Source organism: Kitasatospora sp. NPDC057965, from assembly GCF_042887135.1.
Lineage (GTDB): Bacteria > Actinomycetota > Actinomycetes > Streptomycetales > Streptomycetaceae > Kitasatospora.
Window position 1 is genome coordinate 1 of sequence record NZ_JBHVPZ010000021.1, and the last position, 26,627, is coordinate 26,627.

The following is a 26,627-nucleotide window of genomic DNA, read 5'->3' on the forward strand; positions in this document are numbered from 1 at the left end:
GCCCGGTTACATTCCGAACCCGGAAGCTAAGCCTCACAGCGCCGATGGTACTGCAGGGGGGACCCTGTGGGAGAGTAGGACGCCGCCGAACAAATATTCTGGAGAAGCCCCCGCCGGTCATCGGTCGGGGGCTTCTCTGTTGTAAGGTCAACATGCAGTAGTTGCTATACGTGACAGGAGGCCCCCGGGTGGAGGTCCAGGAGACGCGGGTCCAGACCGATCGCGTCCTCACCATCCCCAACCTGCTGAGCATGGGCCGGCTGGTCGGTGTTCCGCTCTTCCTCTGGCTGATCCTCTGGCCGGTGTTCGACGGACCGAACAACGACGGTTGGGCCTTGCTGATTCTGATGCTGAGTGGCATCAGTGATTACCTGGACGGGAAACTCGCCCGGCGGTGGGGCCAGATCAGCCGGGTGGGGCAGCTGCTCGACCCGTTGGCGGACCGGCTCTATGTGTTCTCCACCCTGGTCGGTCTGACCTGGCGTGAGATCCTGCCGTGGTGGCTGACGGCGATCCTGCTGGCCCGTGAGGTGTTTATCGCGGCGCTTCTGCCGATTCTCAACCGGCACGGCTACGGACCGTTGCAGGTGAGTTTCCTGGGGAAGGCCGCGACATTCAATCTGATGTACGCCTTTCCGCTTCTGCTGCTCGGTTCCGGGGACACCTGGATCGCGCAGCCGGCCGAGGTCGTGAGCTGGGCGTTCATCTGGTGGGGCACGGTGCTCTACTGGTGGGCCGCCATTCTCTACGCCGTCCAGGCCCGGCAGATCATCCGCGGTGACGCCGGCTCCTCGGCGTCCACGGTCTGAGACGTGATCTGAGAGAATTCCCACGACGCCACGGTGCGTCGGACCATACCTTCCGGGTAGACCACCTCTGGAACGGTTTGATGGACCCGCAGGGCCCACCACCGCGAAGGAGGACGCACCCGTAATGAAAGCCGTTGTTATGGCAGGGGGCGAAGGCACTCGACTTCGCCCGATGACCTCCAGCATGCCGAAGCCGCTGCTTCCGGTCGCCAATAGGCCGATCATGGAGCACGTGCTTCGGCTGCTGAAGCGGCACGGTCTCTCCGACACCGTCGTGACCGTCCAGTTCCTGGCCTCACTGGTGAAGAACTACTTCGGTGACGGCGAAGAGCTGGGCATGCATCTCACCTATGCGAACGAGGAGACCCCACTAGGCACTGCGGGGAGTGTCAAGAACGCCGAGGACGCTCTCAAGGACGACTCCTTTCTGGTGATCTCCGGCGACGCGTTGACGGACTTCGACCTCTCGGAATTGATCGAGTTTCACCGCAGCAAGAACGCACTGGTCACCGTCTGTCTCACCAGGGTGCCGAACCCTCTGGAGTTCGGGATCACCATCACCGACGACGAGGGCCGGGTCGAGCGCTTCCTGGAGAAGCCGACCTGGGGGCAGGTCTTCTCGGACACGGTGAACACCGGCATCTATGTGATGGAGCCCGAGGTCTTCGACTACGTCGCGGCCGGCGAGTCGGTGGACTGGTCGAGTGACGTGTTCCCGCAGCTGCTCAAGGAGGGCAAGCGGGTCTACGGCTACGTGGCCGAGGGCTACTGGGAGGACGTGGGCACCCACGAGAGCTACGGCAAGGCCCAGGCGGACGTCCTGGAGGGCAAGGTCGACGTCGAGCTCGACGGATTCGAGATCTCCCCGGGCGTCTGGGTGGCCGAGGGCGCCGAGGTGGACCCGGAGGCGGTGCTGCGCGGTCCGCTGTACATCGGCGACTACGCCAAGGTCGAGGCCGGGGTGGAGATCCGCGAACACACCGTGCTCGGCAGCAACGTCGTGGTGAAGCGCGGCGCCTTCCTGCACAGGGCGGTCGTCCACGACAACGTCTACGTCGGGCCGCAGAGCAATCTGCGTGGCTGCGTCGTCGGCAAGAACACCGATGTGATGCGGGCCGCGCGGATCGAGGACGGGGCGGTGATCGGGGACGAGTGTCTGGTCGGCGAGGAGTCGATCATCGCGGCCAACGTCCGCGTCTACCCGTTCAAGACGATCGAGGCCGGCGCGGTCGTCAACACCTCGGTGATCTGGGAGTCCCGGGGACAGGAGCACCTGTTCGGGGTGCGCGGCGTCTCCGGCATCCTCAACGTCGAGATCACCCCGGAGCTGGCCGTCCGGCTGGCCGGGGCGTACGCGACGACGCTGAAGAAGGGGGCGACCGTCACCATCGCGCGTGACCACTCGCGTGGTGCGCGCGCGCTCAAGCGGGCGATGATCTCCGCCCTGCAGACCAGCGCGATCGACGTCCGCGACCTGGAGAACGTGCCGATGCCGGTGGCCCGGCAGCACACGGCGCGGGGCAGCGCGGGCGGGATCTTCCTGCGGACCACCCCCGGGGTGCCGGACTCGCTGGACATCCTGTTCTTCGACGAGCGGGGGGCCGACCTGTCCCAGGCGGGCCAGCGCAAGCTCGACCGCGTGTACGCGCGGCAGGAGTACCGGCGGGCCTTCCCCGGCGAGATCGGCGACCTCACCTTCCCGTCCAGCGTCTTCGACTCCTACGCGGGCAACCTGCTGCGGACCGTGGACATCACGGGCGTGCGGGAGGCGGGGCTGAAGGTGGTCGTGGACACCGCGCACGGCAGTGCGGGGCTCGTCCTGCCGAGCATCCTCGGCCGGCTCGGGGTGGAGGCGCTGACCGTCTCCAGCGGGCTCGACGAGGCGCGGCCCACCGAGGACGCCGAGGAGCGGCGGGCCGGGCTGGCCCGGCTCGGGGAGCTGGTCGCCTCCTCGCGCGCGGCCTTCGGCGTGCGCTTCGACCCGGTGGGCGAGCGGGTGGCCTTCGTGGACGAGCTGGGCCGGGTGATCGACGACGACCGGGCGCTGCTGGTCCTGCTGGACCTGGTCGCGGCCGAGCGGCGGAGCGGGCAGGTGGCGCTGCCGGTGACGACGACCCGGATCGCCGAGCAGGTCGCGGCGTACCACGGCACCCAGGTCATCTGGACCACCACGACGCCGGACGACCTGGCCAAGGCGGCCTCCGCCGAGGGCACGGTGTTCGGCGGCGACGGGCGCGGTGGTTTCGTGGTGCCCGAGTTCAGCGGGGTGCTGGACGGGGCGGCGGCGTTCGTCCGGCTGGTCGGCCTGGTGGCCCGCACCCAGCTCACGCTGAGCCAGATCGACGCGCGGATCCCGCAGGCACACATCCGCCGGCGGGACATCGCGACGCCGTGGGCGGCGAAGGGCATGGTGATGCGTTCGGTGGTGGAGGCGGCCGGCAGCCGGCGGCTCGACACCACCGACGGCGTCCGGGTGGTGGAGACGGACGGGCGCTGGACGCTGGTCCTGCCGGACCCGGCCGAGGCGGTCACCCACCTGTGGGCCGAGGGCCCGGACGACGCGGCGAGCGAGGCCCTGCTCGACGAGTGGGCGGCGGTGGTCGACAGCGCCGGGCGGTGAGCCCGCGGCGGGGCGGGACGGCGGTGGCCGTCCCGCCCCACTGTCCGTTTCGGGCGGTTGGTCATGGTCCGCCGGGTTTGGCATGTATGCAGGTCAGGGGGCGTGCGCCGGGCCCTCGCGCGACATGGGACGATGGTCCCCATGTCAGCGACGCCGGGGCAGGGTGCCAGTAGTGGACGGTTCAGCCGTCCGGATGCCTCGATGTCCCTGCTGACCAATGTGATGGACCACAGCCTGGACGAGGGCTACGCCGAGGCGGCGGCCGCGCGGGGCGGGGACGGCCCGTACCGGATACCAGGGACCCTGCGCGGGGCGCTGACGCTGGGGGCGGGACTGGCGCTCGTCGGCGCGGTCGTCACGGTCGGGGCGGTGAACGCGCACAAGGCGGAGCCGACGCTGGCCAAGGAGCGCGACGCGCTGATCCACCGGATCAACGACGCCAACGGTTCGGCCGACCGCCTCCAGCAGCAGGTCCAGGACCTGCGTCGGAAGGTCGAGACGACCCAGCAGCAGGCGCTCGCCTCGGGCGACACCGACGCGGCGGCGGTGGTCGGCGCGGTGGGCCTCGGTGAGGTGACCGGGCCGGGCGTGAAGCTGGTGGTGGAGGACGCGGCCGGCACCGGCGGGGGCGGGAACGTCGACCCGCGCGCCGGGCAGGGCTTCTCCAACAGCGGGCGGCTGCGCGACCGCGATCTGCAGCTGGTGGTGAACGGACTCTGGGCCTCGGGCGCGGAGGCCGTCTCGATCAACGGCCAGCGGCTCACCGCGCTCTCGGCGATCCGCGCGGCCGGTGAGGCCGTGCTGGTGGACAACCGGCCGCTGGTGCCGCCCTACACGGTGCAGGCGCTCGGGGACGGGCCGCGGATGGTGAGCGCCTTCGAGAACGCCATGGCCGGTCAGTACCTCCGGCTGCTGCAGGAGAAGTACGGCATCAAGTCGACCATCTCGCCGCAGAAGAGCCTCACGCTTCCCGCGGCCGTCGGCGTCACGCTGCGGTCCGTCCAGCCCGCCACCCCCGAGGCCTCGCCGAGCGCGGGCGCGAGCGGTTCCGCGAGTCCGAGCGCGAGTCCGGGCGCGAGCGGGACCGGAGCCCCGAGCGGGAGCCCCACGGCCGGCGCGCCGTCGACGGGCAGCCCGTCCGCCGAGGCGTCGCCGTCGCCGAAGGCGAGCGGCAAGCGCTCGCCGAGTGCCCCGCCCACCAGAACCACCACCTCCCACCCGCCCACCGCGACCACCGGGTCGCCCGCCGCAGCGACAGGAGCCGCTACACCGTGATTGCCGTACTGGGTCTCGTGATCGGGGTCGTCGTCGGACTCTTCGTCCAGCCCGAGGTGCCCGACGCCGTGGTGCCCTACCTGCCGATCGCGGTGGTGGCGGCACTGGACGCGGTGTTCGGCGGCGTCCGCGCGATGCTGGACGGGATCTTCGACGACAAGGTGTTCTTCGTCTCGTTCCTCTCGAACGTGGTGGTGGCTGCGCTGATCGTCTTCCTCGGGGACCAGTTGGGCGTCGGCTCGCAGCTGTCCACGGGCGTGGTCGTCGTGCTCGGCATCCGCATCTTCTCCAACGCCGCGGCGATCCGGCGCCATGTCTTCCGTGCCTGAGCCGGACCGCGGGCGCGCGGCGGAGGAGAAAGTGGACGGATCGGCGGGAGAAGTCGTGCAGGACGAGAAGCGAGGGGAAAGGTCCGAGGTCGAGGCGGTGGGCGCGCCCACCGAGCCGGTGGTCGAGCCCGAGGTCGAGCCCGTGGCCGCGGTCGAGCCCGAGGCCGTGGTCGTTCCGTCCGGTTCCGGGCGCGCCCCCGGGGTGACGCCCGCGCCCGCGCGTGCGCCGGAGGTGACGGCACGGACGCCCGTCCTGGTCGCCGGGTCGGACGCCGTGGCGCCGGAACCCGAGGAGGAGCCGGAGCCCGAGGAGGACCTGGAGGAGCCCGAGCACGCTCCGATGTCGGTGTCCGCCCACACCGTCGACCGGCACGCCGGGCGGCGCCGGCTGATGGCCGCGCTGTGGCCGCCGCGGCTGTCGCGCGGTCAGCTGGTGGTGGCCCTGCTGCTGTTCTCGCTCGGCCTGGGCCTGGCGATCCAGGTCCGCTCGACCAACGACCACCACAGCCAGTTGCGTGGCGCGCGCCAGGAGGACCTGGTCCGCATCCTCGACGAACTGGACAGCCGTCAGCAGCGTCTCCAGCAGGAGAAGGCGGAGTTGGAGCAGTCCCTGGCCAAGTTGGAGAACAGCTCCAACCAGGCCAAGGAGGCCCAGGAGCAGACCAGGAAGAAGGCGACGGAGCTCGGCGTCCTCGCCGGGACCGTCCGGGCCACCGGTCCGGGCATCGTACTGACGGTCGATGATCCCCAAGGGCAGGTGAAGGCGGATATGCTGCTGGACACCCTGCAGGAACTCCGAGCGGCGGGGGCGGAGGCGATTCAGATCAACGATGTGCGCGTGGTGGTCAACACCTACTTCACGGACGTGTCCGGCGGCGGTGTGCAGATCGACGGCAAGAAGGTCTCGGCGCCCTACCGCTTCACCGTCGTGGGGAACCCGCAGGACCTCACGCCCGCGTTGAACATTCCGGGGGGCGTGGTCCGTACCCTGGAGAGCCACCAGGCTCGCGCGACGATCTCCCCGCAGCAGAAGGTGGTCGTCGACGCCATCGTCGATCCGAAGACGCCGCAGTACGCCAAACCGGCTCCGAAGTGACTGTCACGTTCGGAGCGCCGCTCCAGCCGGCCCGATTCACGACCGGGCCCGCATCCTGTCCGAGGTTCTCACCCTGCCCCACGGGCGGGTCTGTCACACGCAAGGGGATTCGCCCGTGAGTTTCTTCTCGAAGTTGTTCGGTCGTAACAAGGGCCGCAACGCGGCCGCGGCGGAGGCGCCCACCGCGCTGCACCGCCGGGACGACGAGCCCGCCGTGCCGGGCATGCGCTCCGCCCCCGAGGGCGCGGAGTACGCCGAGCGTCCGCTGTTCCGGGACGGTGCCCAGTACGCGGGGAATCAGGCGGGCTACGGCGCGTCGGTTGACCCCTCCGGCGCCCCGCGCATAGGTTTCCCGACAGGACCCTCAACCTCTGGTGGAGGGTTTGCCCCGGACCCGTACGCCGGGCACAACCCGTCGGGTGTGCCGCGCCAGGAGGCTGTGAACATGGCTGGCCCCACTCCGTGCCCCAGGTGCGGCAACCAGAACCCGGCCTCGGCCCGGTTCTGTTCCAACTGCGGCACGGCGCTGCGCGGCGGGCTGCTGCCCGAGGGGGCGGCCGAGACCACCTCGACCATCTCGATCTCCGGCCTGGAGTCCTACGACCCCAACACCACGACCGGGACCGGCACGCCGGCGCTCTCGGCCGAGGTGCTGGCCGCGATCGACGCCCTGCCCCCGGGCTCGGCCCTGCTGATCGTCCAGCGCGGCCCGAACTCGGGCAGCCGGTTCCTGCTGGACTCCGACAAGACGACGGCCGGCCGTCACCCGCAGGGCGACATCTTCCTGGACGACGTCACGGTCTCCCGCAAGCACGTGGAGTTCCGCCGGACGCCGGGCGGCGGCTTCACCGTCGCCGACGTCGGCAGCCTCAACGGCACCTACGTCAACCGGGAGCGGATCGACGAGGTCGCCCTGAACAACGGCGACGAGGTGCAGATCGGGAAGTACCGGCTGGTCTTCTTCGCCAGCCACAACCGGGGGTACTGAAACCAACGTCGGCAGGAGCCCGAGTGAGTCCGAACAGCACGTCCTCTCCTCTCGGGGCGGCCACCCCCGCGTCGTCCGGCCCCCGGCCGGACCAGGGCGCGCGGGGGGTGGTCGCGGCCCCCAGGCAGCCGGTCCGGCCGGACCGGCCCGCCGGGCGGCGGCGCGGCGGTGACGAGCTGTTGAGCATCGGCGCCGTGCTGGCCTTCCTGCGCGACGACTTCCCCGAGGTCACCATCTCCAAGATCCGCTTCCTGGAGGCGGAGGGGCTGGTCGAGCCGCAGCGCACGCCCTCGGGGTACCGCAAGTTCAGCCCGGCCGACGTCGAGCGGCTGGCCTACGTGCTGCGGATGCAGCGCGACCACTACCTGCCGCTGCGGGTGATCCGCGAGCACCTCGACGCGATCGAGCGCGGCGAGAGCCCACCGGCGCTGCCCGGGGCCGCGGACACCCGGCCCGGGCCGCTGGAGGAGGCGGACCGGGAGCTGACCGCCTCGGTCGAGGCCTCCGCCGGGGTCCGGCTGGGCCGGGCCGAGCTGCTGGCGGCCGCCGAGGCCGGTGAGGCCGAGCTGGCCGAGTGGGAGTCCTACGGACTGGTCGCTCCCGGGCCGGACGGCGGCTACGACGGCGAGGCGCTGCAGGTCGCCCGGCTGGTTGCCGAACTCGGCCGGTACGGGCTCGAACCGCGCCACCTGCGGGCCATGAAGGCCGCCGCGGACCGGGAGGTCACCCTGGTCGAGCAGGTGGTGGCGCCGCTGCGGCGGCACCGCAACCCGCAGACCCGGGCGCACGCCGAGGCCACCGCCCGGGAGCTCGCGACGCTGTCCGTCCGGCTGCACGCCGCGATGGTCCAGGCCGGCCTGCGGATCCGTTCGTAGCGGCCGCCCCTTCGTGCCCACCCCGCTGACCAGCGGCGTCGGCGCTGCGCTTTCATATCCGGGTCGGGAGCCATAGGGTTGCCTGTGTGAATGAGCTCGACGTCGTGGGTGTCCGGGTGGAGATGCCTTCCAACCAGCCGATCGTGCTGCTCCGGGAGGTCGGGGGCGACCGCTACCTGCCGATCTGGATCGGCCCCGGCGAGGCGACCGCGATCGCCTTCGCCCAGCAGGGCATGACGCCGGTGCGCCCGCTGACGCACGACCTGTTCAAGGACGTCCTGGAGGCGCTCGGCCAGCAGCTCACCGAGGTCCGGATCACCGATCTGCGCGAGGGCGTCTTCTACGCCGAGCTGGTCTTCGCCGGCGGGGTGGAGGTGAGCGCCCGGCCGTCCGACGCGATAGCGCTGGCGCTGCGCACCGGCACGCCCATCTACGGGAGCGAGGAGGTGCTCGCGGAGGCGGGCATCGCGATCCCGGACGAGCAGGAGGACGAGGTCGAGAAGTTCCGCGAGTTCCTCGACCAGGTGTCGCCGGAGGACTTCGGCGGGGGCGGCCCGCAGTAGGGCGCGGGGCGGCCTGGGGGCGCTGCGGAAGCCGGCCGGAAGGCCGAAGTGCCGTAAGCGGTGGGGCTGTTTTGCCAAAATGCCTCCCCCTACCCACACTAGGGGCACGAAAAACCACTCTCCTGGGTGACGTGGTCTGTTCGGCCCGGCGTGGCGATCGTTGACGGGCCATGGGGGACTGCCTACCGTCAGGAGGAGCTGCCCGGGTGCCCGACGCCCGCGGTCTGGGTTGCCCGCAGCACGAGTGGACGGAGGTAGGCATGACCGGCACTGGCGATGAAGTGGCCACGGGAGGCCTGTGCGCCGTACATCTGCCGCGCACCACCCGAACGGTGACCGAACTGCCCCGGACGGTGGAGCTGCCGCGGGTGGGGCGGTTCCCGGCGGTACAGCCCGGCCAGCCGGCCCTGGAGCGGTTCTCGCCGACGTCCGAGCTGATCGGCTACCGGGGCCCGACCGCCTGCGCGGCGGCCGGGATCACCTACCGCCAGCTGGACTACTGGGCCCGCACCGGCCTGCTGGAGCCCAGCGTCCGTTCGGTGTACCCGGCGAGCAGCCAGCGGCTCTACGGCTTCCGCGACATCCTGCTGCTGAAGATCGTCAAGCGGCTGCTGGACGCCGGCGTCTCGCTGCAGAACATCCGGGTGGCGGTCGCCCATCTGCAGGCCGCCGAGATCGCCGACCTGGCCGGGCTGACGCTGATGTGCGACGGCGCGACGGTGTACGAGTGCACGACGCCCCAGCAGGTGGTCGACCTGATGAAGGGCGGCCAGGGGGTCTTCGGGATCGCGGTCGGAGCGGTCTGGCGGGAGCTGGAGCTGACCCTGGTGCGGCTGCACGGGGAGCGCACCGACACCGGCGAGACGGTGGTCGGCCAGGATCCGGCGGACGAGCTGGCGCAGCGGCGCAACCGGGCCGTCTAGGACACGCCTCAAGGACTTCGAGCCACGCCGTGGGCCCGGACGGGGAACCGTCCGGGCCCACGGCGTCGTCGTGCCCGGTGAGCCGGGACGAGGGAGGGCATGTGCGGCGGTTCGGTGACGGGATCCCCGGTCTGGTGGCGCGCAGGGCGGTGCGGCTCGGTCTGCGGCTGCGCCGGCGGCCGGTGCAGCGGAGGCTGTTCCAGCTGGTGACGTTCGGCTGCTCGCTGGCGCTCGCCCCGAGCGCCTGGCTGTGGCTCGCGGCGGGGGACCGGGTCGGCACGGTGGCGAGCGCGCCCCCGGCGCCGGTGGCGGTGGTGTTCGGCGCCGGCCTGTTCGACGGCAAGCCCTCGCCGTACCTGGCGCACCGGCTGGACGCGGCGGTGGAGCTGTACGGCACGGGGAAGGTCCAGGCGATCCTGGTGACCGGCGACAACGGCCGGACGAGCTACGACGAGACCGACGCGATGCGGGGGTACCTGATCGAGCACGGGGTGCCGGAGGTGCGGGTGGTCGGCGACTACGCGGGGTTCGACACCTGGGACTCCTGCACCCGGGCGCACCGGATCTTCGGGGTGGACCGGGCGGTGCTGGTCAGCCAGGACTTCCACGTCCGGCGGGCGCTGGCGCTGTGCGAGGCGGCGGGCATCGACTCCTACGCGGTGGGGGTGCCGGAGGTGCGGGACGCGACCTGGCTGTACGGCGGGTTCCGGGAGATCCCGGGGGCCGGGAAGGCGGCGCTGAACGCCTGGCTGCGGCCGGACCCGCTGTTCCTCGGCCCGCGCGAGCCGGGCATACCGCAGGCGCTGGCGGACGCGGGCCCGGAGCGGTCGGCGCGCTGAGCGGGCGGCCGGGTTCGGCGGCGTTGTCGGACCCGTGGGGCATGATCGGCGGGTGCGGTCACTGCCGAGCATCATCCACCTCGACATGGACGCCTTCTTCGCGTCGGTGGAGCAGGCGGCCAAGCCGAGCCTGCGCGGCAAGCCGGTGATCGTCGGCGGGCTGGGCGGGCGCGGGGTGGTGTCGACCGCCTCCTACGAGGCGCGGCGGTTCGGGGTGCACTCGGCGATGCCGATGGCGCAGGCGCGCCGGCTCTGCCCGAACGCGGCCTTCCTGGCCGGCCGTTTCGAGGCGTACCGGCAGGTGAGCGAGCTGGTGATGGCGCTGCTGCGGGAGCTGTCGCCGCTGGTGCAGCCGCTGAGCCTGGACGAGGCCTTCGTCGACCTGGAGGCCGGTCCGTACGGCCCGGTGCTGGCCGAGGCGGAGCACGGGACGGGGGAGCGGCTGGTGCTGGCGCTGGCGGAGGACCTGCGGGCGGACATCGAGCGGCGCACCGGGCTGACCGCCTCGGTCGGGGCGGCGGGCTCGAAGCTGATGGCCAAGATCGCCTCCGAGCAGGCCAAGCCGGACGGGCTGGTGCTGATCGAGCCGGGGCGGGAGCGGGCGGTGCTGGGGCCGATGCCGGTGCGGGCGCTGCCGGGGATCGGCCCGGCCACCGAGCAGGTGCTGCGCCGGGCGGGGCTGAACACGGTGGCCGAGCTCGCCGAGGCGGGGGAGCCGGAGCTGGTGCAGCTGCTGGGCAGGGCGCACGGGGCCGGTGTCCACCAGATGTCGATAGGCCTGGACGACCGGCCGGTGGTGGCGGACCAGGACGCCAAGTCGGTCTCGGTGGAGGACACCTTCGAGGTGGACCTGGCGGACCGGGACCGGGTGCTGCGCGAGGTGGAGACGCTGGCGCTGCGCTGTGTGCGGCGGCTGCGCGGGGCGGGGCGCTCGGGTCGGACGGTGGTGCTGAAGGTCCGGCGTTTCGACTTCTCCACGCTGACCCGCTCGGAGACGCTGCGCGGCCCGACGGACGAGGAGGCGGTGATCGTCGAGACCGCCCGGCGGCTGGCCTCGCAGGTGGACATCACGGGCGGGGTGCGGCTGCTGGGCGTCGGCGTGGCGCAGTTGGCCGACTACACCCAGGAGGACCTGTTCGCGCAGGCCGTCCGGGAGGAGGCCGAGGCCGCCGGGGGCGGGGCGGAGGAGGAGCCGGAGGCGGTCGAGGAGGAGGCCGTGGCGGTGCGGCGCTGGCTGCCGGGGCAGGACGTGCGTCATGCGGAGCTCGGGCCGGGGTGGGTGCAGGGCAGCGGGGTGGGGCGGGTGACGGTGCGCTTCGAGACGCCGTGGAGCGGGCCGGGGCGGGTGCGGACCTTCGTGGTCGAGGATCCCGCGCTGGAGCCGGCCCGGCCGCTGCCGCTGCGCGAGGGATGGCCGGGCACGACGGAGGAGCGGGAGGACGACGCCTAGGGACGGCCCGGACGCGAAGCGGCCCCACCCGGCAGGGGGCCGGGTGGGGCCGCGTGCGTTCCGGGCCTCGGACGGTCGCGATGCCCTCGGTGACCGTCCGGGTCCGGTCCCCGCGCCCTGTCCCTGGGCGCGGGGCCGGACGCCTCGTCAGGCGTCGGTCTTCACCGGCTCCCGGCCGGAGGTCAGGTCCGCCGCCGGGCCGCCGGTGGTCACGCTGGCGACCGGCTTGACGGAGCGGATGAGGAACGGGACGGCGCCGGCCACGACGCAGACCACGGCGGCGGTCCAGAAGGCGTGCCGGTAGGCGTCCAGGGTGGGCAGCGAGACCGGGATCGGCAGCTTCATGGTGTCGCCGGTGAGGACGGCGGCCATGACGGCGGTGCCGATCGCGCCGCCGACGGTGCGCAGCACGGCGTTCATGCCGTTGGCGATGCCGCTCTGCTCGGCCGGGACGGCGCCGTTGATGTAGGCGGGCATCGCCGAGAAGGCGAGGCCGATGCCGAGGCCGAAGATCGCCGAGGAGAGGTAGATGTCGCCCTCGTGGCTGTGCCGCAGGGCCAGGTAGGCCATCGAGACGGCGCCGAGGACGCCGCCGAGGACCAGCGGCAGGCGCGGGCCGCGGCGGGCGATCAGCAGCGCGCCGAGCGGGGCGGCGACCATCGAGCCGAGGGCGGAGGGCAGCAGCATCACGCCGGCGTGCAGCACGGTGGCGGTGAAGCCGTAGTGGGCGAGCTTCTCCGGGGTCTGGGCGAAGTTGCTGATGACCATGAAGGAGCCGTACATGCCGAAGCCGATCAGCAGGCCGGCCAGGTTGGTGAAGGCGACGGCGGGGCGCGACATCATCTTCATGTCGACCAGCGGGTGCGCGACCTTGACCTCGATGACTCCCCAGATCAGGGCGACCACGGCGGCGACGGCGAACAGGCCGAGGGTCTTGGTGGAGGTCCAGCCCCAGTGGTTGCCCTGGCTGACGGCGACCAGCAGGGCGGAGAGCCAGCCGGCGAGGGCGATCGCGCCGAGCGGGTCGGCGCCGCCGTCCTTGTCGGTGACCGGGTCGGTGGGCACCCGCAGGGCGACCAGGGCGACCGCGATCAGGCCGAAGACCAGGCCCATCCAGAAGATCGACTTGTAGCTCCAGTGCTCCAGCAGCAGGCCGGTGGCGACCAGGCCGAGGCCGCTGCCGACGCCCATCGAGGCGCTGATGGCGGCGACGCCGCCGGTGACCTTCTGCTTGGGCAGTTCGTCGCGGACGATGCTGATGGCGAGCGGCAGCACGCCACCGCCGGCGCCCTGCAGCACGCGGGCGACGACCAGCCAGGTGAAGGAGTGGGTGGAGACCGCGAGTGCGGAGCCCGCGACCAGGCCGCCGAGCGAGATCAGCAGCATCGGCTTGCGGCCGCGGAGGTCGCCGAAGCGGCCCAGCAGGGGGGTCAGCACGGCGGCCGACAGCAGGTTGGCCGTCATCAGCCAGGTGATGCTGGAGCCGGAGACGCTCAGTTCCTTGGCGAGCGAGGGCAGGATCGGGACGACCGCGGTCTGCACCACGCTGAACGACAGCATCGCCAGGATGAGGGCCGGCAGGACCCGGGCGCTGCTCTGCTTCTCGGCCGCGGTGGTGGGCTGTGGTGCCTCACTCACGGTTGCTTCCTCCCGTACATAGTGAATGAACTGAAGTAACCATGCAGGGGGATACTTCAGTGTGTCAAATATTCATTGGTTAAGCCTTGGTAAAAAGGAAGGACCCCGGCCGGGAGCGGCCGGGGTCCTGCGGCAAGGGGGAGCGGGAGCCCGCCGTCAGACGAGCGGGCGGTCCGGAACGGGGCGGGCCGGGGCCGGGGCGGCGGGCGGCGGCGAACTCGGGAAGGCCGCCGTGGCCGCGGCGTTGTCGTGGACCTCGACCTGCTCGCGCCGCAGCTCCTCGCGGATCACCTCCTCAGTGGTGTACCGCTCGACCACCAGCCGGACCCGTTCGACCGGCGCCAGGTACTTGCGGACCACCGGACGCTCCTCGCGCAGGGTGACCTCCTCCACCGCCTCGGCGATCTCCTTCTCGTCGAGCGTGGCCCGCTCGGCCTCGCCGACCGGCACCCGTTCGACCCGGACCCGCTCGCGGACCACCGGGATCCGGCGCTCCACCTGCTCGCTGGTCACGTACTTGCGCAGCTTCGCGGTGCCGATCACATGCCACTCGGTGGTGACGTCCAGGCGCTCCTCGCGGCAGGTGATCTCCACCGGGCCGGTGGGGGAGGAGGCGGCCGGGCCGGTCTCGGGCCGCCGCGCGGGGTGCGGCCGCGGCTCGGTGGCGGGGTGGGGCGCGGTGGGCGCGGCCGGGGGAGCGGCGAAGGTCCGTGCGCGGGTCTCCGGCGCGGCGTCGGCCGGCTTGTCGAGGTCGGCCGCCCGGTGGAAGGTGAGCTGCTTGGCCGGGCGTGAGGCGCCGGTTCCGCTGACCGCTCCCGTTCCGTTGGTGGCGGCCGTCGCGTTCGGGGCGCCCGTCCCGGCCGGGGCTCCCGTCGCGTTCGGGGCGGGCGGGTTCGTGGGTGCGACGGTGGTGCCGGTGTCCGCGGTGGTGCCGAAGTCGAGGTCGGCCGGCTTCTCCGAGGGGCCCTGGCCCGGCGCCGACGGCCGCCCCTCCGCCGGGGTGTCCAGCCCGTAGTAGCGGTAGAGCTGGAGCTCCTGGGCGGGCGACAGGTGCTGGCCCACGCCGAAGTCCGGCGACTCCTTCACCAGGGACTTGTCGTACGGCACCCGCAGCTCGTCGCCGGAGAACTCGCTCGTGGTCAGCGGGACGAAGGCGTCCCGGCCGAAGATGCCGGTCCGGACGGCGGCCCACTCGGGGCGGCCGGTGGAGTCGTCCAGGTACACCTCGTCGATGGTGCCGATCTTGTCCCCGTTGCGGTCCACCGCCTTGTGGCCGATGAGGTCCCGGGGGTCGATGTCGGTCTGCACTCTTTTCCTCCAGTGCGGTGGGCTCGCGGAAACGCCCGCAGGACAGTGCCACTTCACACCAAAAGCCATGAAACGGGCGCACGCGAGCGGGATGCGGCCGGACGGGCCCGGGGCTGCGCCGACCGGGGCACGGCCGCTGACAGCGGTGAAGTCGTCGAAGGACCTGACGCACCCGTGATCGCGGTGCCTCCCGCTGGTACCCTGGGCGCGACCGCCGAGCCCGCTCGGGAGAGTCCTCGACAGCGGAACCCGCTGGTCGTGGCGCCGAAGGAGCAACTCCTCCCCGGAATCTCTCAGGCATCCGTACCGTGCGGGATAGGTCACTCTGGAAAGCAGGGCAGGATCGCGGGCGAGGGAGCCGGCGGACCCCACCCTCACCGACGGTGCAAGCCGGCGGGGCGTCCCACGGCGCTCCGTGCGGGCGAAGCTCTCAGGTCCCGATGACAGAGGGGGAGGCCTGTCGGGTTCGTCCGACCGGTCCGCTCCGCTGTTGTCCGCAGCGGCGAGGCGCCCGGCGTGCGCACCCCCGCCGGTCCGTGACCAGGAGGCCTCGACCACCATGAACGCCCAGCCGAACTCGGGACGCCCCACCACCCCCGCGACCCTCACCGAGCTCGAACAGGCCAGCCCCTTCGAGAACCGCCACATCGGCCCCGACGCCGCCGCGCAGGAGAAGATGCTGGCCCAGGTCGGGTACGCCTCGCTGGACGAGCTGGCCACCGCCGCCGTCCCCGAGGCCATCCGCTCGATCACCGCGCTCGACCTGCCCGCCGGGCGCAGCGAGGCCCAGGTCCTCGCCGAGCTGCGCGACCTGGCCGGCCGCAACACCGTGCTCACGTCGATGATCGGCCTGGGCTACTACGGCACCTTCACCCCGCCGGTGATCCTGCGCAACGTCATGGAGAACCCGGCCTGGTACACCGCGTACACGCCGTACCAGCCGGAGATCTCGCAGGGCCGCCTGGAGGCGCTGCTCAACTTCCAGACCCTGGTCTCCGACCTGACCGGTCTGCCCACCTCCGGCTCCTCCCTGCTGGACGAGGGCACCGCGGCCGCCGAGGCGATGGCGCTGGCCCGCCGCGTCACCAAGGTCAAGGGCGGCGTCTTCCTGGTCGACGCCGAGACCCTGCCGCAGACCGTCGCGGTGATCAACACCCGCGCCGTGCCGACCGGCGTCGAGGTGGTCGTCGCCGACCTGTCCGAGGGCATCCCGGCCGAGATCGCCGAGCGCGGTGTCTTCGGCGTGCTGCTCCAGTACCCCGGCGCCACCGGCGTGGTCCGCGACCTCGCCCCGGTGATCGAGCAGGCCCACGGCCTGGGCGCGATCGTCGCCGTCGCCGCCGACCTGCTCGCGCTCACCCTGCTGAAGTCGCCGGCCGAGCTCGGCGCCGACATCGCCTGCGGCACCTCCCAGCGCTTCGGCGTGCCGATGGGCTTCGGCGGCCCGCACGCCGGCTACCTCGCGGTGCGCGCCGAGTACGCCCGCTCGCTGCCCGGCCGCCTGGTCGGCGTCTCGGTCGACGCCGACGGCAACCGCGCCTACCGGCTGGCCCTGCAGACCCGCGAGCAGCACATCCGCCGCGAGAAGGCCACCAGCAACATCTGCACCGCCCAGGTGCTGCTCGCCGTGATGGCCTCGATGTACGCCGTCTACCACGGCCCGGACGGCCTGGCCGACATCGCCCGCCGCACCCACCGCTACGCGGCCGCGCTCGCCGAGGGCCTGCGGGCCGGCGGCGTCGAGCTGCTGCACGGCGAGTTCTTCGACACCGTCACCGCGGTGGTCCCCGGCCGCGCCGCGGAGATCGCCGCCGCCGCCCGCGCCAACGGCATCAACGTCTTCCAGGACGGCGCGGACCGGATCTCGGTCTCCACCGACGAGACCACCACCCGTGAGCACCTGGCGGGCGTCTGGGCCGCGTTCGGCGTCGAGGGCGTCGAGGTCGCGGAGGGCGCCGACGCGCTGCCCGCCGCGCTGCTGCGCGAGGACGAGTACCTCACCCACCCGGTCTTCCACAGCCACCGCTCGGAGACCGCCATGCTGCGCTACCTGCGCCGCCTGTCGGACCGGGACTACGCGCTGGACCGCGGCATGATCCCGCTGGGCTCCTGCACCATGAAGCTCAACGCGACCACCGAGATGGAGTCGGTGACCTGGCCGGAGTTCGGCCAGCTGCACCCCTTCGCCCCGGTCGACCAGGCCGAGGGCTTCCTCACCCTGATCCGCGGTCTGGAGCGGCAGCTGGTCGAGGTGACCGGCTACGACGCCGTCTCCATCCAGCCGAACGCCGGCTCCCAGGGCGAGCTGGCCGGCCTGCTGGCCGTGCGCGCCTACCACCACGCCAACGGCGACACCCAGCGCGACGTCTGCCTCATCCCGTCCTCCGCGCACGGCACCAACGCCGCCTCCGCGGTGATGGCCGGCATGCGCGTGGTCGTGGTCAAGACCCTGGTCGACGGCGACGTCGACGTCGAGGACCTGAAGGCCAAGATCGAGCAGCACCGCGACAGCCTCGCCGTGCTGATGGTCACCTACCCGTCCACCCACGGCGTGTACGAGACCCAGATCACCGAGATCTGCGGCCTGGTGCACGAGGCCGGCGGCCAGGTGTACGTCGACGGCGCCAACCTGAACGCGCTGGTCGGCCTGGCCAAGCCGGGCAAGTTCGGCGCGGACGTCTCGCACCTGAACCTGCACAAGACCTTCTGCATCCCGCACGGCGGTGGCGGCCCGGGCGTCGGCCCGGTGGCGGTGCGCGAGCACCTCGCGCCGTACCTGCCCAACCACCCGCTCCAGGCGGAGGCCGGTCCGGCCACCGGTGTCGGCCCGATCTCGGCCGCCCCGTGGGGTTCGGCGGGCATCCTGCCGATCTCCTGGTCGTACGTCCGGCTGATGGGCGGCGAGGGCCTCAAGCGCGCCACCCAGGTCGCGGTGCTGAACGCCAACTACATCGCCAAGCGGCTGGCGCCGCACTTCCCGGTGCTCTACACCGGCCCCGGCGGCCTGGTGGCGCACGAGTGCATCATCGACCTGCGCCCGCTCACCAAGGACACCGGCGTGACGGTGGACGACATCGCCAAGCGCCTGATCGACTACGGTTTCCACGCGCCGACCATGTCCTTCCCGGTGGCCGGCACGCTGATGATCGAGCCGACCGAGTCCGAGGACCTCTACGAGATCGACCGCTTCTGCGACGCGATGATCGAGATCCGGGCCGAGATCGACAAGGTCGGTTCGGGCGAGTGGGCGGCCGAGGACAACCCGCTGCACAACGCCCCGCACACCGCCGCCGAGCTGGCCGGCGACTGGGCGCACGGCTACACCCGTCAGGAGGCGGTCTTCCCGGCCGGCGTGAACCCGGCGGACAAGTACTGGCCCCCGGTCAGCCGCATCGACGGCGCGTACGGCGACCGCAACCTGGTCTGCTCCTGCCCGCCGCTGGACGAGTACGGCGTCTGACGCGCAGGCCGTACGGCGTCCCGCGGGCAGGGCGCACACACGGCACACGGCAGGGCCCCGGCGGATCCGTCCGCCGGGGCCCTGCCCGTCCGGCCCGTTTCCCCGTGGCGTCCCGGCGGGCGGCTCAGACCGCGCTCGCGGCCGGGCGGCGCGGGGCGATCACCCGGCCGTCGGGCAGCAGCTCACCGGTGTCCTCGAACAGCAGGACGCCGTTGCACAGCAGGCTCCACCCCTGCTCCGGGTGACAGGCCACCGGGACGGCGGCCTCGCGGTCCTCGGACTCGGCCGACGGGCACTCAGGACGGTGCTGGCACATACGCGTACCCTCGCTTCGCTCTGCGATCCTCCCCGTGACGAGGTGTCGCCGGTGGCCGGCGGGCGCCGCCGCGGTGGTCGGATTCTGTCCGGGCGCCGGGCCAGGTGTGGACCGGCGCTCATGTGGGTAGGACAGGAGGTCCTTCCACGCTGGTTCCCAGTGTCGGCATCCGGAGGCGCGCGCGCAGCGATTTCGTGACATGCGCCACAACCCCCGGGCAGAGATCACCCGTTCAGGTGGTCGGGGGCTGTCGGCGGCACCGGACGGGCCATCCGGCGGACGGCCCGGAAGGGCCATGCCGGATGACCCGTCCGGATCGCCCGTCCGAGTGACGGTGGGTCGGGCGACGGGTCGCGGGACGGGGCGGGCGGGGGTTCCGCGGGCCGGCCCTCAGTGCGCCCCGGAGGCGAGCCGGGCGGAGTCCGTCGCGCCGAGCAGCAGCGGACGGGGGTCGATCGCGGTCCGGGCGACCGGCGTCCGGGCCAGCAGCGGCAGCAGCTCGACGGCCGGGTGGGCGCGGTGCGCGGTGACGCCCATCGGTGCCGGGGCCAGCGGGATCAGCAGGTCGGTGCCGGCGGCGCCGTCCGGGCTGTGCAGCCACAGGGCCGTCGCGTACTGACCGGGGAAGGTCAGCAGCCGCGGCTGGCAGCGGAACCGCGCGGACTGGGCGAGCTGCCAGGCCTCGCGCAGCGCCCGGAGCGTGGAGTCCAGGTACGGACCGGCGGTGAAGTGGGAGAAGGTGTGGCCCTCCGCCCCCTGCACCACCTCGGCGGCGGCGGCCACCTCGGTGCCGTCCTTGATGAGGAAGCGCCACCCCGTCCGCCGGGCGGCGGCGAGTTCGGCCCGCGGCCCCTCCAGGACGTGGACGGCGAGCGGGTGCGCGGGGAGGAGCGGCCCGGTCGGATGACGCAGCGCGGCGGCGGCGGGTTGGCGCAGCGCGGTCTCCGAGTCGAGCGCGGCGAGAACCGCGCGCAGGGCACTGGGCGGGGGCTGGGGGGTCTGCAGAGTCATGGCAAGGTCGCCTCTCCGTGCGAGATCGGCGTGCGAGTGCGGCATACCGGCATGGCTGGTGCGTCGGCGGTGACGGGACCTGGGCCTTGTCCGGTTGGGCAGGATCGCGGTGCCGGCGCGGCCGTCGTCGCCGGATCTCGCGGCGATGGGCGGCCGGGCCGTGGCGCAGTGCGAATTCTACTCGAACAGGTGCACAGGGTGACCTGTTTATCACAGGCGGTGGCCCCGGGCAAGTCGGCAGATGAGCTGAAACAGCATCAGTTTCCTTGCAATGCAAGCCAATCGAAGCTTTCGGGTATCGATCTTCGGGGTGGGCATGATGCTTGCACGGTCGGGGGCCGGCCGGCTCTTGAGGAGGAGACCATGGGCGAGAAGGTCGTGGCGACCCGGGCGGACCTTTCGGACCGGCAGATGTACCGGCGCAAGCTCCAGTCCTGCCTGGACGCGCTCGGCCGGATGCTGCGCGAGGACCGCTTCGACCGCCCGAAGGGCGTCCTGGGCGTGGAGATCGAGCTCAACCTCGCCGACGAGCAGGGCCTGCCGTTGCTGAACAACGCCCAGGTGCTCACCTCGATCGGCTCCGCCGACTTCCAGACCGAGCTCGGCCGCTTCAACATCGAGGTCAACATCGCGCCGCACCGGCTCTTCGGGCACGTCTTCGAGGAACTGCGCGAGGAGCTCGACACCGGGCTGAAGTACGCCGACCGGCGGGCCGCCGAGGCCGGTGCGCGGATCGTGATGGTGGGCATCCTGCCGACCCTGGAACTCGACCACACCGGGCTCGACGCGATGTCCCACAACCAGCGCTACAGCCTGCTCAGCGACCAGATCCTGGCCGCCCGCGGCGAGGACATCACGCTGGACATCGAGGGCGTCGAGCACCTCCAGCTGGAGTCGATCACCATGGTGGCCGAGGCCGCCGCGACCTCGCTCCAGCTGCACCTCCAGGTGACGCCGCAGCGGTTCTCCTCGGTGTGGAACGCCGCCCAGGCGATCTGCGGGCCACAGCTCGCGCTCGGGGCCAACTCGCCCTTCCTGTTCGGGCGGGAGCTGTGGCGGGAGACCCGGCCGGTGCTCTTCCAGCAGGCCTGTGACACCCGTTCGGCGGAGCTCAAGGCGCAGGGCGTGCGCCCGATCACCTGGTTCGGCGAGCGCTGGGTGGACTCGGCGTACGACCTGTTCGAGGAGAACCTGCGGTACTTCCCGGCGCTGCTGCCGATCTGCGACGACGAGGACCCGGCCAAGGTGCTGGCCTCCGGCGGCGTGCCCCGGCTGGCCGAGATGCGGCTGCACAACGGCACCATCTACCGCTGGAACCGGCCGGTGTACGACGTCAGCGGCGGGGTGCCGCACCTGCGGGTGGAGAACCGGTCGCTGCCCGCCGGGCCGACCGTGGCCGACACGCTCGCCAACGCGGCGTTCTACTACGGCGTGGTGCGGGTGCTGGCCGAGCAGCCCCGGCCGATCTGGACCAGGCTGCCGTTCGAGCGGGCCGACGAGAACTTCCAGCAGGCGGCCCGGTACGGCGTCGACGCGGTGTTCCAGTGGCCGCGGCAGGGCCGGGCCGGGCGCGGCGGCGGGCTGACCACCGTTTCCGCCGTCGACCTGGTGCTCAACGAGCTGCTCCCGATGGCCTACCAGGGCCTGGACGCGTGGGGCGTGGAGCCGGCCGACCGGGACCGCTACCTCGGCATCATCGAGCAGCGCTGCCTGCGCCGGGTCAACGGGGCGTCCTGGCAGGTCGCGACCTTCCACCGGCTGCGCGAGCAGTACGGGATGGACCGGCCGGCCGCGCTGGCGGCGATGACCCGGCGGTACATGGAGCACATGCGCGGCGGCGAGCCGGTGCACACCTGGCCGGTGGGGTAGGGCCCCGGGCCCGCCGGGCGCGCTGTGGAAGGATGATCGCTCCGGTCCGCCGACGGCCGCCCGCCGGCGCCGGAGCGCCGTCCGTCCGCCGCCCGTCCGCCGCCCGTGCTGGAGCACCCCCGTGACGACCGTCCCGACCGTACCGGAGACCGCGAAGCCGACCCGCCGCCTGCTCGGGGCGGAGCTGCTGATCGTCCTCGGCCTCTCGCTCGGGGCGAGCGGCATCAGCGCCCTGATCAGCTTCACCGGCTCGCTCACCGAGACGGTGAAGCTGGGCCAGCAGGTGGCCACCCTGAACGGCTCGCGCGCCCCCGGCCGGCCCTGGCTGGACCTGGTCTGGCAGCTCTACTACATCGGGCGCGGGCTGATGCCGGTCGCGCTCGTCGGCTATCTGCTGGTGCGCGAGGGCGCGGCGCTGCGGGTGCTCGGCTTCGACCTCCGGCGGAAGCTGTCCGACCTCGGCCGCGGCGCGGCCGTCGCGGCGGCGATCGGCGGCTCGGGGCTGGCGCTCTACCTGGTCTCGCAGGCGGCCGGCTACAACCTGACGGTCGCCCCGTCCGGGTTGCCGGACGTCTGGTGGCGGATCCCGGTGCTGCTGCTGTCGGCCTGGCAGAACGCGATCCTGGAGGAGGTCGTCGTCCTCGGCTACCTGCTGCGCCGGCTGGGGCAGCTGGGTTGGTCGTGGCCGGCGCAGCTGGTGGCGAGCTCGCTGCTGCGCGGCTCGTACCACCTGTACCAGGGGGTCGGGGGGGCTGGTCGGCAACATGGTGATGGGCGCGGTGTTCTGCCTGCTCTACCGGCGGTGGGGGCGGGTGATGCCGCTGGTGGTGGCGCACGCGCTGATCGACACGGTGGCGTTCGTCGGGTACGCGCTGCTCGCCGGGCACGTCAGCTGGCTGCCCACGGGCTGACCCGGGGCAGCGGCCCGGGGCGCGGCGGGCCGGACAGCAGCCGGTCGACGTGGTGGCGTTCGAGGCCCTGGCCGGGGTCGATCGTCAGCAGCACGCGGTCGCGGCGCCAGAACGAGTTGCGGACCAGCCGGGGTGGGATGACGTCGTCGACCCAGGCGAACGGGCGGCCGGCCGCGTACCGCAGCAGGGGTGCCCACTTGCGGGCGGAGAGCAGTTCCATCAGCGGCACGCGCGGGTCGCCGGGCTGCGGGAGGTAGCCGGTGAAGCGGACGAAGGGCAGCTCGGGCAGGCCGATCGCCGGGGCGATGTGGGTGTTGGCATGCTCCTCCCACGTCGATGCCCACACGAGTTCGTAGGTGTGGGCGAGCTCGCGCAGCCAGGCGCCGTGCCGGGCGGAGAGCAGCACGGTGTAGCCGAACAGGGTGTGGGCGTCGAAGTCGGCCTCGGGGCCGGGGCAGACCGGGTTGAGCACGCCGTCCACGTCCAGGAACAGCAGTGGCTTGGGCATCGGGTGTCCCCCTGGTCTCATCCGTCGTCACCTGCTCGGACGTGCCGCGCCCTCCGGCGGTTTCCCGCCGGAGGGCGCACACAGGGGCGCACGGGGTGCGTGCGGGCGGTGTCAGCCGGTGACGGTCGGGGTGGGGAGCGCGTCGGCGGAGGGCTCCGGGTCGGGGGCGGGCCGGCGCCGGGAGAGCCGGCGGACCTCCGGTTCCAGCAGCACGGCGGCGCTGAGCACCAGCGAGATCGCCGCGCAGGACCAGAGCGCGCCGGACAGACCGAGCCGGTCGGCGACCGGGCCGGCGAGCGCGGTGCCGAGCGGTGCCAGCGAGAGCGAGCCCAGTTCGTCGTAGGCGGTGACGCGGGAGAACGCCTCCGGCGGGATCTCCTGCTGCAGCGCGATCATCCAGTTGACGCTGAAGACGGTGACGCCGACGCCTGAGAGGAACATCGCCGCCCAGAGCACCGGCAGCGGGGCGGACGCCGCGAGGGCGACCGCGGGCATGCCGAACAGGAAGACGCCCCAGTTGCCGACCAGCAGGATCCGGCGCGGCTGCCAGCGGGCCATCAGTACGCCCGAGACGACCAGGCCGACGCCGTAGGCCGCCATCGCCAGGCCCCAGTCCCGGGCGCCGCCGAGCCGCTCCTTGGCGACGGCCGGGCCGTACACCGCCTCGACCGCGCCGACGCAGGTGACCAGCACGGCGAACTGCAGGACGATCACCCAGAGCCAGCGGCGGGAGGAGAACTCCTGCCAGCCCTCGCGCAGGTCGCGGAGCATGCCGCCGCCCCCGGCCGGGGCGGTGGGGGCCTGCGGCTCCAGCAGGAAGCGCAGCGCGGCGGCGGCCAGGAAGCAGACCGCATCCAGGGCGAGCACCCAGCCGGCGCCGACGGCGGCGGTCAGCGCGCCGCCGAGTGCGGCGCCGCCGATCTGCGAGCCGTTGAAGCCCATCCGGTACACCGAGAAGGCTCGGGCGGCGTGTTCGGGGGCGACGCTCTCCAGGATCATGCCGCCGGCGGCGGGGGAGTAGAACGCGTAGCCGGCGCCGGCACCCGCGGAGAGCAGCATCAGCTGCCAGAGGGCGGGGTCGCCGGTCAGTACCAGGAGGGCGAGGGCACCCTGGAAGACGGCGCTGAACACGTTGGCGGCGACCATGACGTGGTGGCGCGGCAGGCGGTCGGCGAGGGCGCCGCCGACCACCAGCAGCAGGACGGTCGGCAGCAACCGCGCGGCGGTGACGTAGCCGACATCGCCGGTGGAGCCCCCGCTGTCCAGGATGGCGAAGGCGATGGCGATCGGGGCGCCGGCGTTGCCGAGGCCGCTGACCACGGTGGCGGCCGTCTGGATCCGGAAGTTGCGGCTCGCCCAGGCGAGGCGGGTGGTGGGCGGAGGGGGTGGTTGGCTCTGCACCTCGTGACTATGCCGGGGCGGACCGTCCGTGTCCATCCGATATTCCGGGCCGCCGGGGCACGGCCGCGGGCGTCAGCCGAGGTGGCCCCAGAGGAAGGTCAGGGTGCGCCGCCAGGCGATCTCCGCCTGCAGCGGGTCGTAGCTGCCGAGCAGGTTCTCCTCGTTCATGAAGGCGTGACCGGCCGGGTAGAAGTGGATCTCCGGACGGACGTCGGTGGCCTCGCCGATCCGGATCGCGGCCTCGTCCACGGCGGCCATCGGGATCGAGCGGTCGTGCTCGCCGAAGTGGCCGAGCACATGGGCGGTCAGGCCCCGGTACTCGAAGTCCGGGTCGGGCGGCAGGCCGTAGAAGGGGACCGCCGCGGCCACCCGGTCACCCTCGGCGGCGGCCAGCAGCAGGGCGAAGCCGCCGCCCATGCAGAAGCCGACCACGCCGACGGCGTCGCCGACCACGCCCTCCAGGCCGAGCAGCAGGTCGACCGCGCCGCGCAGGTCACGCACCGCCCCCTCGACCGGCAGCGCGCGCTTGAGCCGGGCCGCCTCGGCGCTGTCGTGGGTGGTCGCGCCGCCGAAGAGGTCCGGCGCGAGGACGGTGAAGCCCTCGGCGGCGAACCGGTCGGCCACGCCGGCCAGGTACGGGGTGAGGCCCCACCACTCCTGGACCACCACCAGGCCGGGACCGACGCCCTGCGGCGGGCGGGCCAGGTAGCCGTGGGCCTCGCGGCCGTTGCTCGGGAAGGTCACGTTCTGCCGGGAGCCGCCCTGGTCAGGCATGGCTTCCTCTCGGGGGACGGGCCGCCGGGCGCGGCGGCGGGTCGGGGGCCGGTGGTGCGGGGGGCCGGTGGTGCGGGGGGCCGGTGGTGCGGAGGCCGGTGGTACGGGGAGGTCCGGTGGTGCGGGGAGGTCCGGTGGTGCGCGGCCGGGGCGGGCTCAGCCCATCTCCTCCAGGGCCCGGCCCTTGGTCTCCTTGATGCAGAAGGCCACGAAGGGGATGGAGAGCAGTGCGAAGACCGCGTAGATGACGTACGTCGCCGACAGGTTCCAGTCGGCGAGGTCGGGGAAGCTGACGGTGATCGCCCAGTTGGCGATCCACTGGGCGGAGGCGGCGACGGACAGGGCGAGCGCGCGGATCCGGTTGGGGAACATCTCGCCGAGCAGAACCCAGACCACCACGCCCCAGGAGAAGGCGAAGCAGAACACGAAGACGTGCGCGGCGACCAGCGCGACCACCGCGTGGGTGTTGTCCAGGGTCGCGGTGTCGCCGGTGCCCTCCCGGTAGGAGAACGCCCAGGCGGCGGTGCCCAGCGCGGCGGCCATGCCGATCGAGCCGGCCAGTGCGAGCGGCTTGCGGCCGATCCGGTCGACCAGGGCCATCGCGACCACCGTGCCGATCACGTTGATGATCGAGGTGGAGAGGCTGATCAGCAGCGAGTTGGACTCGTTGATGCCGACCGACTGCCACAGGAAGGAGGAGTAGTAGAAGATCACGTTGATGCCGACGAACTGCTGGAACACCGAGGCGCCGATGCCGACCCAGACGATCGGCAGCAGACCGAGCCGGCCGTCCAGCAGGTCCTTGAGCCGCGGCTTGCGGGCGGACTCCAGCACCGCGCGGATCTCGGCCACCCGGGCGTCGAGGTCGACGTCCTGGCCCTCGACCTCCAGCAGCACCCGGCGGGCCTGCTCCTCCCGGTGGTCGGCGATCAGGTAGCGCGGCGACTCCGGGATCGCCAGCGCCATCAGCCCGTAGACGAGCGCCGGGATCGCCTCCACCCCGAGCATCCACTGCCAGGCCTGGATGCCGCCGAGGTGGCCGGTGGACTCGCCGCCGGCGGCCTGGTTGAGCGCGTAGTTGGCGAGCTGGGAGACGGTGATGCCGAGCACGATCGCCATCTGCTGGAACGAGGCCAGCCGGCCCCGGTAGGCGGTCGGGGCGACCTCGGCGATGTAGGTCGGGGCGATCACCGAGGCGATGCCGATCGCCACGCCGCCGACCACCCGCCAGGTGGCCAGCACCTCGATGTTCGGCGGGAACATCGAGCCGATGCCGCTGGCCGCGAAGAGGAACGCGGCCAGCAGCATGGTGCGCACCCGGCCGAGGTGGTCGGCGAGGCGCCCGGCCGCCACCGCGCCGGCGGCCGAGCCGAGCAGTGCGACGGCCACCACGAACGCGGTCGTGCCGTGGCCCACCTGGAAGTGCTTCTGGATGCCGGTGACCGCGCCGTTGATCACCGCGCTGTCGTAGCCGAACAGGAAGCCGCCCATCGCGGCGGCGGCGGAGATGAACACGACGTGCCCGAGATGCGCCTCGCCGGAAGCCGGATGGGTGTGGGTCCTGGACACGCGCGCTCCCCGGGGTCGACGGTCCCGTCCGCACGGCCGAGCGGGCAGGGTTCGTCTCACATTCGATCAGCGCCGGGGGGTGCGCGTCGCGGTGG

21 protein-coding genes, 1 rRNA gene, 1 pseudogene and 1 riboswitch are annotated in these 26,627 nt (G+C 72.7%); of the genes and pseudogenes, 15 read left to right on the forward strand and 8 right to left on the reverse strand.

Features of this window, described 5'->3' with window-relative positions:
- From rrf to ACFVVU_RS25790, 12 genes are all read left to right on the forward strand, one after another.
- A 5S ribosomal RNA gene (rrf, locus tag ACFVVU_RS25735) occupies nt 1-91 on the forward strand; the annotation flags it as partial.
- 97 nt (nt 92-188) lie between these two features.
- A complete protein-coding gene (locus tag ACFVVU_RS25740) occupies nt 189-809 on the forward strand; it encodes a CDP-alcohol phosphatidyltransferase family protein (protein WP_380685786.1) in 621 nt (206 codons plus the stop codon).
- A gap of 124 nt (nt 810-933) precedes the next feature.
- Nucleotides 934-3,429, forward strand: coding sequence for a sugar phosphate nucleotidyltransferase (locus ACFVVU_RS25745; protein WP_380685784.1), 2,496 nt, complete (start codon nt 934-936; stop codon nt 3,427-3,429).
- A 141-nt stretch (nt 3,430-3,570) separates the two neighbouring features.
- Nucleotides 3,571-4,704 carry a DUF881 domain-containing protein gene (locus tag ACFVVU_RS25750; protein WP_387792442.1) on the forward strand — a complete coding sequence of 378 codons (1,134 nt, stop codon included), beginning with the start codon at nt 3,571-3,573 and terminating at the stop codon, nt 4,702-4,704.
- The gene (locus tag ACFVVU_RS25755) at nt 4,701-5,033 is read left to right on the forward strand and encodes a small basic family protein (RefSeq protein WP_344340336.1); all 333 of its coding nucleotides are present in this window, start codon (nt 4,701-4,703) and stop codon (nt 5,031-5,033) included. Before ACFVVU_RS25750 ends, ACFVVU_RS25755 begins: the two co-directional genes overlap by 4 nt.
- Before the next feature lie 55 nt (nt 5,034-5,088).
- Nucleotides 5,089-6,129, forward strand: a complete 1,041-nt coding sequence (locus ACFVVU_RS25760; RefSeq protein WP_387792443.1) for a DUF881 domain-containing protein — start codon at nt 5,089-5,091, stop codon at nt 6,127-6,129.
- 115 nt (nt 6,130-6,244) lie between these two features.
- Complete coding sequence (locus ACFVVU_RS25765; RefSeq protein ID WP_355369013.1) at nt 6,245-7,117, forward strand: FHA domain-containing protein; 873 nt, start codon at nt 6,245-6,247, stop codon at nt 7,115-7,117.
- Nucleotides 7,118-7,296: 179 nt separating this feature from the next.
- On the forward strand, nt 7,297-7,992 hold the full coding sequence (locus tag ACFVVU_RS25770) for a MerR family transcriptional regulator (protein ID WP_380685775.1): 696 nt from the start codon (nt 7,297-7,299) through the stop codon (nt 7,990-7,992).
- 86 nt (nt 7,993-8,078) lie between these two features.
- The gene (locus ACFVVU_RS25775) at nt 8,079-8,555 is read left to right on the forward strand and encodes a bifunctional nuclease family protein (protein ID WP_030062493.1); all 477 of its coding nucleotides are present in this window, start codon (nt 8,079-8,081) and stop codon (nt 8,553-8,555) included.
- A 260-nt stretch (nt 8,556-8,815) separates the two neighbouring features.
- The gene (locus ACFVVU_RS25780) at nt 8,816-9,478 is read left to right on the forward strand and encodes a MerR family transcriptional regulator (RefSeq protein ID WP_380685773.1); all 663 of its coding nucleotides are present in this window, start codon (nt 8,816-8,818) and stop codon (nt 9,476-9,478) included.
- A 134-nt stretch (nt 9,479-9,612) separates the two neighbouring features.
- Nucleotides 9,613-10,317: a vancomycin high temperature exclusion protein gene (locus tag ACFVVU_RS25785; protein ID WP_380690053.1), complete on the forward strand. Its 705-nt coding sequence runs from the start codon at nt 9,613-9,615 to the stop codon at nt 10,315-10,317.
- A gap of 52 nt (nt 10,318-10,369) precedes the next feature.
- The gene (locus ACFVVU_RS25790) at nt 10,370-11,767 is read left to right on the forward strand and encodes a DNA polymerase IV (RefSeq protein ID WP_387792445.1); all 1,398 of its coding nucleotides are present in this window, start codon (nt 10,370-10,372) and stop codon (nt 11,765-11,767) included.
- Between the two features lie 147 nt (nt 11,768-11,914).
- Here ACFVVU_RS25790 and ACFVVU_RS25795 read toward each other — a convergent pair whose 3' ends face one another.
- The gene (locus tag ACFVVU_RS25795) at nt 11,915-13,405 is read right to left on the reverse strand and encodes an MFS transporter (protein WP_387792446.1); all 1,491 of its coding nucleotides are present in this window, start codon (nt 13,403-13,405) and stop codon (nt 11,915-11,917) included.
- A 156-nt stretch (nt 13,406-13,561) separates the two neighbouring features.
- On the reverse strand, nt 13,562-14,713 hold the full coding sequence (locus tag ACFVVU_RS25800) for a DUF2382 domain-containing protein (protein ID WP_387792448.1): 1,152 nt from the start codon (nt 14,711-14,713) through the stop codon (nt 13,562-13,564).
- Between the two features lie 215 nt (nt 14,714-14,928).
- A riboswitch (glycine riboswitch) is annotated at nt 14,929-15,032 on the forward strand.
- 240 nt (nt 15,033-15,272) lie between these two features.
- Here ACFVVU_RS25800 and gcvP point away from each other — a divergent pair.
- Nucleotides 15,273-18,173 (forward strand): aminomethyl-transferring glycine dehydrogenase, encoded by a 2,901-nt coding sequence (gcvP, locus tag ACFVVU_RS25805; protein ID WP_380687760.1) that lies wholly within the window; start codon nt 15,273-15,275, stop codon nt 18,171-18,173.
- Between the two features lie 124 nt (nt 18,174-18,297).
- Here the strand turns inward: gcvP and ACFVVU_RS25810 are convergent, their stop codons facing one another.
- Nucleotides 18,298-18,489 (reverse strand): DUF5999 family protein, encoded by a 192-nt coding sequence (locus tag ACFVVU_RS25810; RefSeq protein WP_266273201.1) that lies wholly within the window; start codon nt 18,487-18,489, stop codon nt 18,298-18,300.
- A 390-nt stretch (nt 18,490-18,879) separates the two neighbouring features.
- Entirely contained in the window at nt 18,880-19,500 is a 621-nt protein-coding gene (locus ACFVVU_RS25815) for a hypothetical protein (protein WP_380688839.1), read from the reverse strand.
- Nucleotides 19,501-19,863: 363 nt separating this feature from the next.
- Between ACFVVU_RS25815 and ACFVVU_RS25820 the strand changes: the two genes are divergently transcribed.
- On the forward strand, nt 19,864-21,369 hold the full coding sequence (locus ACFVVU_RS25820; RefSeq protein ID WP_380688837.1) for a glutamate--cysteine ligase: 1,506 nt from the start codon (nt 19,864-19,866) through the stop codon (nt 21,367-21,369).
- Nucleotides 21,370-21,490: 121 nt separating this feature from the next.
- Nucleotides 21,491-22,280, forward strand: a pseudogene (locus ACFVVU_RS25825) (CPBP family intramembrane glutamic endopeptidase).
- Here ACFVVU_RS25825 and ACFVVU_RS25830 read toward each other — a convergent pair.
- The 4 genes from ACFVVU_RS25830 to ACFVVU_RS25845 form a co-directional block, all read right to left on the reverse strand.
- Entirely contained in the window at nt 22,258-22,788 is a 531-nt protein-coding gene (locus tag ACFVVU_RS25830) for an HAD domain-containing protein (protein WP_387792450.1), read from the reverse strand. The pseudogene ACFVVU_RS25825 and the gene ACFVVU_RS25830 sit on opposite strands and share 23 nt — an antisense overlap.
- Before the next feature lie 111 nt (nt 22,789-22,899).
- Nucleotides 22,900-24,189, reverse strand: a complete 1,290-nt coding sequence (locus ACFVVU_RS25835; RefSeq protein ID WP_380687792.1) for an MFS transporter — start codon at nt 24,187-24,189, stop codon at nt 22,900-22,902.
- 72 nt (nt 24,190-24,261) lie between these two features.
- Entirely contained in the window at nt 24,262-24,963 is a 702-nt protein-coding gene (locus ACFVVU_RS25840) for a dienelactone hydrolase family protein (protein ID WP_387792451.1), read from the reverse strand.
- Between the two features lie 156 nt (nt 24,964-25,119).
- Nucleotides 25,120-26,532 (reverse strand): sugar porter family MFS transporter, encoded by a 1,413-nt coding sequence (locus ACFVVU_RS25845; RefSeq protein WP_380687788.1) that lies wholly within the window; start codon nt 26,530-26,532, stop codon nt 25,120-25,122.
- Between the last annotated feature and the right edge of the window lie 95 nt (nt 26,533-26,627).